Here is a 12,619-nt window from a genome sequence, read left to right as displayed (position 1 = left end):
TCTCACCGCACCGCCGTGAGGTGGGCGAAGACCACCACGTTGCCCTGGTAGCCCGTCCGCTTGGAGTATCTGCCGCCGCACGTGATGACCCGCAGCTCCGGGCGGGGCGCCGCGCCGTACACCTTCTCGTCGGGGAAGTCCGCGGCGTCGTACACCTCGTTGGCGTCGACGGTGAAGACGGCCACGCTGCCGTCCCTGCGCTCGACCTCGATCGTGCGGCCCTTCTGCAACGCGCCCAGCTGGTAGAAGACGGCCGGGCCCTCCTTGTTGTCGACATGGCCCGCCACGATCGCGGTGCCGCGCTCGCCGGGCGTCGTGCCCGCCTCGTACCAGCCCGCCAGGTTCTTCCGCTCCGGCGGCGGCACGTCGAGACTGCCCTGCTTGGTCAGGCCGAGCCCCATCAACGGTGTGTCGACGCCGATCGAGGGGATCCGCACCCGGTCGGGCGGGGACGGCGGCAGCGGCGCGGTACCGGCCGGGGAGGCGGATGCGGAGGCGCGCGGGGGCGTCGACCGCAGTCCCTGGCCGTGCGGGTGATCGTGCGTGCCGGACCCGGCGGAAGAGGACGCGGCGGACGCCGACGACGCGGCCTGCGCGGCGGACGGCTGCGGCGGCGGATGGATCCGCGCGCCACTGCTCAGCAGCCACGTCCCGGCGCACAGCGCCACGGCGGTGACCGTGCCTATGAGCGCGTTCCCGACCCTGCGGCGCTGACCGGGCCCCGTGCGGGAACGCGTACGTGACTTCGGTGCGCGGCGTGTACGGCGCATACGGCGTCCCCCTCGGGATCGGTCGGGCCACTCCCTCGTCCCCCTCCCCGCCCGCGAGGGGACACGGGCCGGGAAGGGGCGGGGGCGGCGGTACCGGTGGACAGCGGAGGGTGTCCGTCAGATCCTGTCGCCTCTCGCCCGGCGATGCAGGAGCCAGGTACCGCCCGCGGCGGCGACGGCCAGGGCCGCCACTCCCGCCGCGGTCTGCACGGGGTCGGGGCCGAGTGCGCCGCCGACCCCCGTCTTCACATGTCCCCGCGGCTGCGGGTGCGGCCGTTCGCCGGCCGCCGCGGTGGAGGTGATCGTGACCACCAGGTCGCCCGCGATCCGCTTGCCCTTCGCCCCGGAACCGCCGGAGCCCGAGCACTTCGCGACGATCTCGTAGGTGCCGGGCTGCGCCGACGGCGGCACCTCGAAGCGGCCTGCCGTGGCCTCACCGCTCTCCTGGTGCGCCCCGGGCGCCATCGTGAACGCTCCCGCGCCCACCGCGCTGGCGTCGCCCGCCGCCGTCCCGCCGGGACCGCACGCCGTGGTGTGCACGGTGACGGCGGAGCCGGGGGTGACGGTGGCCGGCTGGATTTGCAGGTCCCCGGCGGGCGGCCCCGGGGCACCGGCCACGGCGAGGACGGGGAAGGCGAAGGCGGGGACGGACAGGGCGCCCACCGCCACGGCTAGAGCGGTACCGGTCAGCAGGCGGGCGTTGCGCATTGCTCGTTCCTCCGAGGGCCTTCGCGCAGGCACGGCCCGCGGCACCCCCAAGTGCCGCTGCGTCGGTCGAACCCCGCTCTACCGAGGTAAGTGGCAGCGGGCGGCCCACGCCTCCTGATGAGCCGTCAGAAACGCCGGGTTCGGGCCTTCGGGGACGCGGTGACGGATGTGTTCCAGCAGGTCACCGGGGCAGCGGGGGAAACTGCCCGAAGGGTGCGCGGGACGCCGGTGAATGGGTGACCCGCGCCCGCCGGGTGGGCCGTCCGGGGGATCAGACCGCGTCCCACGGCACCGCCTCGTAGACCCCGGCCACCCTCCCCATCAGCTCCTCGTCGATCCCGTACGTCACGTCGTCGATCCGCCGCACCGGCCGGACCCCCCAGGCATTGGTGACGAAGGCCGCCGCGTACGACGGAAGGTCCGCGAGGGTCACCGGCGCGTGCCGGGTCGGCAGGCCCGCGGCGGGCAGACCTGCCTCGACCAGCTGCATCGTGATGCCGGACAGGTGCGGCGCACTCGGCCACACGACCGAGTCGCCGTCGAAGAAGGCGACGTTCGTGACGGCACCCTCGCTGACCGCGCCGTCCGGGCCCGTGAGCAGCGCCTCGTCGAAGCCGTCGCGGCGCACGAGCTCGGCGTGCCGCGCCTGCCCGAAGCCGCCCAGGTGCTTGATGTGGGCGAAGGGCCGCTGGTACGGCACGGACCGCAGCGACTGCGCCCGCTCCTCCCACGTGACCGGCAGCTCCGTCGGCGGCCGGACGGTGACCATGAACGACGGCTCCCCGTCCGGGGCGTGGACGTAGACACGCACGGTCGCCTCCGTGATGTCGTCGCGCAGGACGTGCCGGATCAGGCCGCGCACCCGCTCCCCGTCGACGGCGTGCCCGAAGAGCTCGCGGGTGGCCGCGTCGAGCCGGGCCAGATGGCGGTCGACGCCGCGCACCCTGCCGCCCCTGACCTGCATCGCGGTGAAGTGCCCGGTCTGGACGAGCGCGGGCCACAGCAGGGCCTCGGCGGTGGCCGGCTGTCCGTCGATCTCGATGCGTTCGACCAGTGCGGTGATAGTCATGCGGACACGCTACGAGACGTCCGCGCGCCGGTTACGCGATGTCGCCGCGACGGCTAAGAGACGGCTACGAGACGTCGGCGGCCCGGCGCTTGCGGGGCGCCGCGTCGCCGCCCTGCCGCTGCTCCGGCACGGCCGGCGGTTCCGGTGCGGTCGTCTGTTCCGGTACGGCCGTCTGTTCCGGTGCGGTCCGGTCCGTCGGCGCGGACGCGCACGTCCCGGTGGCGCACGGGATCTCCTTCTCCACCACGCGGCGCGGGCCGGGCCCGCGCGAGCCCAGCGCGTCCCACGAGTTGGAGAGCGCGCACCGGGAGAGCGAGAGGCAGCCGCAGCCGATGCAGTCCGTGAGGTTGTCGCGCAGCCGCTGCAGGGTCCGTATGCGCTCGTCGAGGTCCTCGCGCCAGCACTCGGAGATCCTGGCCCAGTCCGCCCGGTTCGGGGTGCGGTCCTCGGGGAGCAGGGAGAGCACCTCACGGATGGTGGCCAGCGGCATGCCCAACTGCTGGGAGGTGCGGATGAAGGCGACGCGGCGCAGGGTGTCCCGGCTGTAGCGGCGCTGGTTGCCCGAGGTGCGGCGGGACGTGATGAGCCCCTCGCTCTCGTAGAACCGCAGGGCGGAGGGTGCGACGCCACTGCGCTCGGCGAGCTCGCCGATGGTGGCTTCCTTGGCTAGCGGGGCGAGGCGCTGGGTCATGCCGCCAGCGTAGTCAGGGGTGACTGCCGGCCCGCGCCCAAGGTACGCACCGCCCGTGCCCAGGCCGCCCCCCCGTGCCCAAGGTGCGCGCCGCCCGATTCCGCGCCCCGAGCGGCGGGTCCAGGCCCACGGCAGCCTCACCCCCCACCTCCGAGGTCAGGCCTGCGGCAACCGCACCGCCGCCACCGCCCCGCCGTCCGCGGCGTTGGCGAGCGTCACCCGGGCGCCGATCACCTGGGCCTGGCCGAGCGCGATGGTCAGGCCGAGGCCGGTGCCCTGGCCGCGCTCGCGCGCCCCGGTCTGGAACCGCTGCGGACCGTCCGCCAGCAACCGCTCGGGGAAGCCGGCCCCGTGGTCGCGCACCCTGACCTCCACGCCGTCGACCCGCACCTCGACCGGGGCGCCGCCGTGCCGGTGGGCGTTGCTGACGAGGTTGGTGAGGATCCGCTCCAGGCGCCGCGCGTCGGTCCGTACGTACGTCTCGTACGCGCTCTCCGCGCCCTGCGCCGTGAAGCTCGCCGCCGAACCGCCCGTGCGCTCCGCAATGGCCTCGACGAGCCGTCCCAGCGGGTGCACCTCCAGGTCAGGCTTCTCCACCTCCGCGTCGAGCCGCGCCACTTCGAGCAGATCCTCGGTGAGGACGTGCAGGGCGCGCACCCGGTCGCGGACCAGCTCGGTCGGCCGGCTCGCCGGCAACAGCTCGGCCGCCGTGTACAGGCCGGTCAGCGGGGTGCGCAGCTCGTGAGCGACATCCGCGGTGAACCGCTGCTCTGCTTCCAGGCGTTGTTGCAGGGAGGCGGCCATCGTGTCGACGGCGGTGGCCAGTTCGGCCACCTCGTTCCTGCCGTGCGTCCCGCCGGACCGCCGCGGACCGCCGATGCGGGCGTCGAGTTCACCCTGGCTGATCCGGCGCGCGATGGCCGCCGCGGTGCGCAGTTCACGGCTGAGCCGACTGGAGAGCCCCGCGCCGCCGAGCGCGGCGAGGCCGACGACGACGGCACCCGAGACGAGCAGCTGCCGGTCGAACTCCGCCATCTCGTCCGCCTGTTGCCGCAGCGACTCCCGGACGGACAGGACGTGGCGCGGATGGTCGCCGACCGGCCGGGCCGCCCAGACGCACGGGTCGTCCGACGCCATGTCGAGGTAGGTGGTGCGCTGCCCGGCCAGCGCGGCCCGCCGCAACGGCTCGGGCAGCCGCGGGTCGTCGAGTGCGGCCCCCGTGTCGTCCTCGTCGACCTGCCCCGTCAGCTCGTACAACTGCCGTACGCGGACGAGCTGTGCCACCGCGCCGGAGCGGGCGCTGTCGGTGACCTGGTCGAGGCGGGCGTCGTGGACGAGCACGCCGATGGCGACGGCGACCACGGCGCAGCCCGCGGCGAGCAGCGCGGCGATCTTCCAGCGCAGCCCGAGACGGCCCGGCACGGCACGGACATGGGCCAGGGCCGCCGGGATCCCGTGCGCACGCGGCCCGGCCGCCCGCGGCATCAAGGTCCTCACGGGGACGCGGAGGGGGACGGGGGCGTGGAGGGGGTGGGCGTGGAGGTGCCGGGTTGTTGCTGGAAGGAGCCGGCCGGCCGGTCGGAGCGCTTGTAGTTCTTGATGTCGCTGACCGTGGACATCCGCGCGCCGTCCCAGTGGAACCGCACGGCCTGCTCGCCGCCCTCCGAACACGGCGTACGGACCAGCAGATCGGGGCCGATCGTCTCGACGGCCAGATTCCTGCCGGAGGTGAACAGGATCGGATAGACCTTGCCGCCGCGCTCGCGGTAGACGGCCAGAACGGACCGCCCGCTCTCGGTGTCGGCGGCCACGAGCATCTCGGGCTTCTTGTCGCCGGTCAGATCCACGAACTTCGGCGGCCGCAGCCCAGCGCGCCCCGGCCGGTCGATCGTCCCGCGGCCGGCCAGCGGCTTCGTCCGGGGGTCGGCCCGCAGGACCGCATGCACGTCCACCGAGGCCAGCCCCCCGGAGCCGACGCGCGGCAGCCCCTTCAGCGGCCTCGGCGGCGGCTGGCGCGTGGCGGCCTCGGCGCCGGGCGCCCGCGATGACGTACCGGTCCAGGCCGGCCAGACCGCCTCGGGGCGCGGCTGCACGGAGACGGTCGGCGCGGCCTCACCGTGGCCGAGGCCGTTCGTGCCGCCGCACCCGGCGAGCCCGAAGGCGGCCAGGGCGGCGAAGGGGGCGGCGCCCAGCAGGAGCGGGCGGCGGGGCATCGGGTTCATGGGGAGGTGACCGTCACGTGGGGGGAGCGCTGGTGGTGGCCGGCCGGGGGACTGCACCGGGGATTCGGCAGAACGGCCGGCCACCGCTCTCGAAGGTAGGAACCGTCCATCACGGAAAACGGGAGGTTATGTAACAGCTGCGCCTAAGAGCGGCTGAACCGCCATGTTCGGGACCTTCGGCCCGGGCACTCGCCTCTGGCCGAAGCTGTGCACAATCGTCGTATGGACGCTGCGCACGGCCGGCGTGTGGACTTGCCGTTCTTCGTCTACGGCACCCTGCGCCCGGGCGAGCCCAACCACGCCGCGTACCTGCGCGGCCGGACCGCAGCGGAGGAACCCGCCCGGTGGCCGGGCGCGGTCCTCTACGAAGGACCCGGATACCCGTACGCCGTCGAGGCCACAGGGCACGGCCCGGTCCACGGAGAACTGGTGACGGCCCGCCCCGCCGCCTACGACCGGCTCCTCACCGCCCTGGACCTCCTGGAGGAGTACGTCCCCGGCGACCCCCGCAACCTGTACGAGCGCGTCGCCCGCGACGTGGTCACCCCGGACGGGACGCCGACCCGCGCCTGGATCTACGTCGCCGCCCCACGCCTCGCGGCCGGCCTCCTGACCTCCGGAACGGTGATCGACGGCGGGGACTGGACCGCCTTCAGACCCCGCCACTGAGCACCCGGCCGCAAAGCGCCCCGGCGACACGCCCCCAGCAACAGCTTGCACCCAGCAACAAGCGCCCGGCAGCCCCCGCCGGCGCACTCGATCCGGTGGACTTCCTCGCCCGTGCGAGCGACAAGCGCCGCCCGCGTGATCACGGGAGGCGCCGGTCGATGCGACTCTCTGTCCGCACCGGGTCCGCACCGGTCGGTGCACGAGCCGGTGCGCGAGCACCACGTCCTCAGCAGGAGTTGCCCATGAGCCTTCGCCGAACGCTGCCGGTCCTTCTCTCGGCCGCGGCCCTCACCCTCGGCCTCCCCGTGGCGGGCACCGCGTCCGCTCACGCACCGGCCGCGGCCCTGAACCCCTGCGGGTTCTACGAGACCTCCAGCGACGCGTTCTACAACCACTGCACGAGCGACGGCTCCCGCGTCGTCATCAAGGTGCGGGTGGCCATGAGCCCCGACTACGAGCGCTGTGTCGGCCCGGGCAGGACCTGGCTGGGCCCGGCCGCCAAGATCCAGGGCGCGCACTACATCGGCCGCACCTGCTGACCCTGCCCGCGTAGGACGGCGGGCCGCCCCCGACCACCACCGCGGCCCGCCGCCCTGCCCCCTCCGCACCACCGCGCACCGCCGCACCGATTCCCACCCCCTGACACCGACCCCTACGCCCGTTCCAACCGCACCGCGCACACCTTGAACTCCGGCATCCGCGAGACGGGATCCAGCGCGGGATGCGTCAGGGTGTTCGCCCGGCCCTCGCCCGGCCAGTGGAACGGCATGAAGACCGTGTCCGCGCGGATCGCCGTCGTGACCCGCGCCGGAGCCACCGCGCGGCCACGCCGCGAGACGACGGCGACCGGATCGTCCTCCCCGACCCCCAGACGCGCGGCGAGCCGCGGATGCAGCTCCACGAAGGGCCCCGGAGCCGCGGAGTTGAGCTCGTCGACGCGCCGCGTCTGGGCCCCGGACTGGTACTGCGCGAGCACCCTCCCCGTGGTCAGCAGCACCGGATACTCCGCGTCCGGCTCCTCCGCGGCGGCCCGGTGCACGACCGGCACGAACCGCGCCCGCCCGTCCTCGGTGGCGAACCCGTCCAGGAACAGCCGCGGCGTCCCGGGATGCCGAACCCCACCACCGGCCCCCTCCGCCTCTCCCGGCCTCTCTGTCCCTCCCGGCCCTTTCGCCACGTCGGCCGAGCTGTCGTCCGAGCCGTCATCCGGGCACGGCCAGAACACCCCCGCCCCGTCGTCCTCCCTCAGCCGCTCGTAACTGATCCCCGAATAGTCCGCCGGGCCCCTCGCACTCGCCCGGCGCAACTCCTCGAACACCTCCTCCGGTTCCGTGGGAAACCCCTTCCCGTGACCGAGCCGGGCCGCGAGCCCGTGCAGTACTTCCAGGTCGCTGCGCACCCCGTCCGGCGCGGACACCGCCCGGCGCCGCAGCAGCACCCGCCCCTCCAGGTTCGTCACCGTCCCGGTCTCCTCCGCCCACTGCGTCACCGGCAGCACCACGTCCGCCAGTTGGGCCGTCTCGGACAGCACCACATCCGCCACCGCGAGGAAGTCCAGCGAACGCAGCCGCTCCTCCACGTGCGCGGCCCGCGGCGCGGAGACGACCGGGTTGGACCCCATCAGGAGCAGCGTCCTGATGTCCCCGCCCAACGCGTCGAGCAGCTCGTACGCCGACCGGCCCGGACCCGGCAGGGAGTCGGGATCCACACCCCAGACGCCCGCCACATGCGCCCGCGCCGCCGGATCGGTCAGCTTGCGGTAACCGGGCAACTGGTCCGCCTTCTGGCCGTGTTCGCGTCCGCCCTGGCCGTTTCCCTGGCCCGTCAGACAGCCGTACCCGGACAACGGCCGCCCGGCGCGCCCCGTGGCCAGACAGAGATTGATCCACGCCCCGACGGTGTCCGTGCCCTTGGCCTGCTGCTCGGGCCCGCGCGCGGTGAGCACCATCGCGGTGTCGGCGCCGCAGAAGAGCCGTACGGCATCGCGCAGTTGGGGTACCGACACGCCGGTGATCCGCTCCACGTGCTCGGGCCAGTGCGCCATCGCCGCCGCCCGTGCCTCCCCCCATCCGCTCGTCCGCTCCTCGATGTACGCCTCGTCCGTGCGACCCTCCGCCACGACCAGGTGCAGCAGGCCGAGCGCCAGGGCGAGATCCGTGCCGGGGCGTGGCGCCAGGTGCAGGTCGGCCTGCTCGGCGGTCCGGGTCCGGCGGGGGTCCACGACGATCAGCGTGCCGCCGTTCGCCCGCAGCTCCGTGAGGTAGCGCAGCGCGGGCGGCATGGTCTCGGCGAGGTTCGACCCCACGAGGATCACGCAGCCGGTGCGCGCCACGTCCTCCAGCGGGAAGGGCAGCCCCCGGTCGAGACCGAACGCCCGCTGCCCGGCGGCCGCCGCCGAGGACATGCAGAAGCGGCCGTTGTAGTCGACCTGCGAGGTGCCGAGCGCCACCCGCGCGAACTTCCCCAGTGCGTACGCCTTCTCGTTGGTCAGACCGCCCCCGCCGAACACCCCGCAGGCGTCCGCCCCGTGCTCCGCCCGTGCGCGGGACAGCTCGTCGCCGATCCGGTCGAGTGCCTCCTCCCAGGTGGCCGGTGCGAGTGCGCCCGTGGCGGGGGACCGGACGAGCGGCTCCGTCAGGCGCACCCGCGAGGAGAGCACCTCGGGAGCCGTGCGGCCCTTGCCGCAGAGCGCCCCCTTGTTGACGGGGAAGCCGGCACGCTCCACCACCTCCAGCCCGCCGCCGGGCCCCGCCTGGAGGCCCATCCCGCACTGCAACGCGCAGTACGGACAGTGGGTCGCCGTCACCCTGGCCCGGGCAGCCGGGTCCGTGGCCGGGGGAGTCGACGGTGTCGCCGGTGTCGCCGTGGAGTGCATGCCGCCCAGCCTCCGCCGGGCGTGTTACGTGCCCCGGCGTGATCACGTTACGCACGCGGTAAGCCGGCCTCAGCGTCGCCGGCGTCCGGCTGTGAGGCCGGGCCGGTCGCCTCGCGGGGGGCTGCGCGTGCGGGGCCCGCGCCCCGTGAGACGTGCCCCGGCTCCGGTCGCTCAGCGGCGCGAGGCCAACGCCCGCTCCACGCCCGGCTCCTGCCGCCCGAGGAAGTGCGGATCGGGCCGGAACGCCGCGTCGAGCGCCGCCTTGCCCGCCGCGAAGACCTCCCGCGCGCCGCCGTAGTACCAGGTCGTGTCGTGCACCGCGTCGACCCCCACGCCGTACGACGAGACGCCCGCCGCGTCGCACAGCGCGACCGCTCTGCGTATGTGGAAGCCCTGGCTGATCAGCACCGCCTGATCCACGCCGAAGATCTTCTTCGCGCGGACGCAGGAGTCCCAGGTGTCGAACCCGGCGTAGTCGCTCACGATCCGCCGCCCCGGCACGCCGTGCTTCTTCAGGTACACGCGCATGGCGTCCGGCTCGTCGTAGTCCGCACGGCTGTTGTCGCCCGTGACGAGCACGACCTCTATGCGGCCCTTGCGGTACAACTCGGCCGCCGCGTCGAGCCGGTGGGCCAGATAGGGCGACGGCTCGCCCTTCCACAGCCCCGCGCCGAAGACCATGGCGACCCGCGAGCGGGGCGCGTCCTCGACCGTGCCGACCTTGTCGTCCGTGGTCACGAACAGCCAGGTCGCGGGGGACAGCGCGAGCACGCACAGGGCCATCAGGACCTGCACGGTCCGCCGCTGCTCCGTGCGGGTGCGGGGCATGCGCAGCCAGGCCGGCCTGCGCGGCCGCGCACTCCACGACCTCCGCGCCCACCCCGGCCGTTCCCGCTCGCGCGCCCGGTTGTCTTCCGGCTCGTGGTCCCGTCCCCGCGCCCCGTGTCGTTCCACCGTCATCCGCCCCCGTGCCCCTGTATCCACCGGATCCCCCCGATCCGATCACTGCCACAACCGTAAACGCCGCCACCCACCGCGTCAGCGGCTCCCGCCCCCGAAACAACCCGGAGATCACCCCGGCCCGGACCCTGACCGCGCCCCGCCGCCCACCGTGAGCGCGGGGAAAACAGCCGTCACCACCGCGCAACGCCCCGGCAACATCGCCCCGCCATCCTCGGTCCATGACGCCGTCGAACCCGCTTCACCCCGCGTCCGGCAGCCCTCACCTCGACAGTACGGCGCAGCTCATGGAACGGATCACCAGCCAGCTCGGCCACCAGCTCGACACCCGGCCCACCCGGCGCCCCCACCCCGGCCGCCCCGCTCTCGTCCTCGTCGCCCACGGCAGCCGCGACCCCCGCGCCCTCGCCACCGTCACGGCCCTCGCCGAGCGCGTCCGCGAGCAGCGCCCCGGCCTCACCGTCCGCCTGGGCCACATCGAACTGAACGAGCCCCTGCTCACCGACACCCTCGACACGCTGGCCCACGAGGCCGCCGTCCTCGTCCCCCTGCTCCTCGGCCGGGGCCAGCACGTCAAGCGCGACATACCCGGAGCCGCCGCGGACGCCCGCGCCGTCGACACGCGCGTCGCCGGCCCGCTCGGTCCGCACCCGCTGCTCGCCGAGGCGCTGCACGCCCGGCTCGTCCAGGAGGGCTGGCCCGCGCGGACCATGGGTGCGCGCGAGCGCCGCCGGCACGCCGTGGTCCTCGCCGCGGCCGGCTCCCGCGATCCCGAGTCGGCCGCCGACACGGAGACCGCCGCCGCACTGCTCGCCGAACGCATCGGCGTCCCCGTCGTCCCCGCCTACGCCGCCCCGACCGCCGCCTGTGCCCGCACCGTGCCGCAGGCGCTCGACACCCTCGCCGCACAGGGGCGGACACGGACCGCCGTGGCCGCGTACTTCACCGCGCCGGGCCGCTTCGCCGCCCGGAGCGCGGCCGCCGCCCCCTGGCTCGCGGCAGCCCCGCTCGGCGCGCATCCGGCGCTCGCCCGGCTCGTCCTGCACCGCTACGACCAGGCACGCACCGCCCCCGCACCGGCGCGGGGACGCCGTCTCAGCAGCGTCTGACGCAGGCCGAAATCACCGGGGCCAGATCCCTGTTTGTCACTGCTTGCGTCTACTGTCGGTGCATGGAAGGCACAGCACCGCACGCGCGACCCGAGGCCCGCACCGCCCACGGCGTCTACAGCGCCTACGACGAGGCGGCCGTCGACCGGTGGGCCCCCGAGCCCGACAAGAGGCCGGGGCGCACGGCTTTCCAGCGCGACCGCGCGCGGGTCCTGCACTCCGCCGCGCTGCGCCGTCTCGCAGGCAAGACCCAGGTCGTCACGCCCGGCACCCGCAACCAGGCCTGGGACGCCAGCGCACGCACCCGGCTGACGCACTCTCTGGAGTGCGCCCAGGTGGGCCGCGAGCTCGGCGCCGCCCTCGGCTGCGACCCCGACCTGGTGGAGACGGCGTGCCTCTCGCACGACCTGGGACACCCGCCGTTCGGGCACAACGGCGAACAGGCGCTGAACGAAGTGGCGGCCGACTGCGGCGGCTTCGAGGGCAACGCCCAGTCGCTCCGGCTCCTCACCCGCATAGAGCCCAAGCGCTTCGTCCGCTCGCGCGGCGGCGAACTGGTCAGCGTCGGCCTCAACCTCACCCGCGCCGCCCTGGACGCCGCCACCAAGTACCCCTGGCCGCGAGGCGGCCACCCCACCGACCCGGCCTCCACCAAGTTCGGCGTCTACGAGGACGACCGGCCGGTCTTCGACTGGGTGCGCGCGCAGGCGCCGGGGAACCGCACCTGCTTCGAGGCGCAGATCATGGACTGGTCCGACGACGTCGCGTACTCGGTCCACGACTTCGAGGACGGCCTGCACGCCGGGCACATCGACCCCGAAGCGCTGCTCGCCGAGCCCGAGCGCCAGGACATCTACGCCGTCGCGATCGGGCGGTACGTGCCCGAGGACACCGACCCCGAAGAGCTCGCCCAGGCCCTCGACCGCCTCCTGGAGCAGGAGTGGTGGCCGCACGGGTACGACGGATCGGCCGTCACCCAGGCCCGGTTGAAGGACGCCACCAGCCAGCTCATCGGCCGCTTCTGTCTCGCCGCGGAGACCGCCACCCGCGCGCGGTGGGGGCACCTCCGGGGCCGTTCAGGCACGGGGGGAGGCAACGGGGCCCTCACGCGGTACGCGGCCGAGCTGGTCGTCCCCCGCGCGGCGCGCCACGAATGCGCGGTCCTCAAGGCCGTCGCCGACCGCTATGTGATGCAGCGCCCCGCCCAGGAGCGGCTCCGCGCGGACCAGCGGATCATCGTCGCCGAGCTCGCCGAGGCGCTCACCGCCCGCGCCCCCGACGGCCTCGACCCCCAGTTCCGCGCGCTGTACGAGGAGGCGGCCGACGACCGGGCCGCCCGCCGCGTGGTGATCGACCAGATCGCGTCGCTCACCGACGCGGCGGCCCGCGCCCTGCACACGCGGATGACGGCGAAGCCCTGGGCCGTGTCCCGGCGGAACGACGGTAAGTGACCATGGAGTGACCACAGGGGGTGACGGAATGTGGCCAGTCGGGGCCACGCCCCCTTCCCGCATCACGCTCCGTGCGGGACGCTCCCTGTGGCGGC

The 12,619-nt window shown here is 74.6% G+C and carries 12 protein-coding genes; 4 read left to right on the top strand and 8 right to left on the bottom strand.

Features of this window, described 5'->3' with window-relative positions; genetic code table 11:
* Positions 1 to 2 precede the first annotated feature (2 nt).
* From ACZ6B8_RS01605 to ACZ6B8_RS01580, 6 genes are all read right to left on the bottom strand, one after another.
* Positions 3 to 770, bottom strand: a complete 768-nt coding sequence (locus tag ACZ6B8_RS01605; protein ID WP_471605957.1) for a class F sortase — start codon at positions 768 to 770, stop codon at positions 3 to 5.
* Between the two features lie 117 nt (positions 771 to 887).
* Positions 888 to 1,478 (bottom strand): hypothetical protein, encoded by a 591-nt coding sequence (locus tag ACZ6B8_RS01600; protein WP_471074364.1) that lies wholly within the window; start codon positions 1,476 to 1,478, stop codon positions 888 to 890.
* Positions 1,479 to 1,749: 271 nt separating this feature from the next.
* Entirely contained in the window at positions 1,750 to 2,547 is a 798-nt protein-coding gene (locus ACZ6B8_RS01595) for an aminotransferase class IV (protein WP_471074367.1), read from the bottom strand.
* A gap of 64 nt (positions 2,548 to 2,611) precedes the next feature.
* The gene (gene soxR, locus ACZ6B8_RS01590) at positions 2,612 to 3,238 is read right to left on the bottom strand and encodes a redox-sensitive transcriptional activator SoxR (protein ID WP_471074370.1); all 627 of its coding nucleotides are present in this window, start codon (positions 3,236 to 3,238) and stop codon (positions 2,612 to 2,614) included.
* A 156-nt stretch (positions 3,239 to 3,394) separates the two neighbouring features.
* A complete protein-coding gene (locus tag ACZ6B8_RS01585; protein WP_471605956.1) occupies positions 3,395 to 4,660 on the bottom strand; it encodes an ATP-binding protein in 1,266 nt (421 codons plus the stop codon).
* 71 nt (positions 4,661 to 4,731) lie between these two features.
* On the bottom strand, positions 4,732 to 5,460 hold the full coding sequence (locus tag ACZ6B8_RS01580) for a hypothetical protein (protein WP_471605955.1): 729 nt from the start codon (positions 5,458 to 5,460) through the stop codon (positions 4,732 to 4,734).
* Positions 5,461 to 5,682: 222 nt separating this feature from the next.
* Here ACZ6B8_RS01580 and ACZ6B8_RS01575 point away from each other — a divergent pair, with 222 nt between their 5' ends.
* Together ACZ6B8_RS01575 and ACZ6B8_RS01570 are read left to right on the top strand one after the other, a co-directional pair.
* Positions 5,683 to 6,129, top strand: a complete 447-nt coding sequence (locus tag ACZ6B8_RS01575) for a gamma-glutamylcyclotransferase family protein (RefSeq protein WP_471605954.1) — start codon at positions 5,683 to 5,685, stop codon at positions 6,127 to 6,129.
* Between the two features lie 242 nt (positions 6,130 to 6,371).
* Positions 6,372 to 6,668, top strand: a complete 297-nt coding sequence (locus ACZ6B8_RS01570; protein ID WP_471074381.1) for a DUF6355 family natural product biosynthesis protein — start codon at positions 6,372 to 6,374, stop codon at positions 6,666 to 6,668.
* Between the two features lie 113 nt (positions 6,669 to 6,781).
* On the opposite strand, the gene ACZ6B8_RS01565 is transcribed toward ACZ6B8_RS01570, so the two are convergent.
* Positions 6,782 to 9,004: a molybdopterin oxidoreductase family protein gene (locus ACZ6B8_RS01565; protein WP_471605953.1), complete on the bottom strand. Its 2,223-nt coding sequence runs from the start codon at positions 9,002 to 9,004 to the stop codon at positions 6,782 to 6,784.
* Between the two features lie 171 nt (positions 9,005 to 9,175).
* Positions 9,176 to 9,832: a SanA/YdcF family protein gene (locus ACZ6B8_RS01560; RefSeq protein WP_471605952.1), complete on the bottom strand. Its 657-nt coding sequence runs from the start codon at positions 9,830 to 9,832 to the stop codon at positions 9,176 to 9,178.
* Between the two features lie 353 nt (positions 9,833 to 10,185).
* Between ACZ6B8_RS01560 and ACZ6B8_RS01555 the strand changes: the two genes are divergently transcribed.
* Both ACZ6B8_RS01555 and ACZ6B8_RS01550 read left to right on the top strand, forming a co-directional pair.
* On the top strand, positions 10,186 to 11,073 hold the full coding sequence (locus ACZ6B8_RS01555; RefSeq protein ID WP_471605951.1) for a sirohydrochlorin chelatase: 888 nt from the start codon (positions 10,186 to 10,188) through the stop codon (positions 11,071 to 11,073).
* A 62-nt stretch (positions 11,074 to 11,135) separates the two neighbouring features.
* The gene (locus ACZ6B8_RS01550) at positions 11,136 to 12,524 is read left to right on the top strand and encodes a deoxyguanosinetriphosphate triphosphohydrolase (RefSeq protein WP_471605950.1); all 1,389 of its coding nucleotides are present in this window, start codon (positions 11,136 to 11,138) and stop codon (positions 12,522 to 12,524) included.
* The last annotated feature ends 95 nt before the right edge of the window (positions 12,525 to 12,619 follow it).

It is taken from the genome of Streptomyces sp. NPDC041122, from assembly GCF_055592445.1.
The sequence above is the reverse complement of the archived record's forward strand: the minus strand, read 5'-3'. Positions and strand labels throughout refer to the sequence as shown.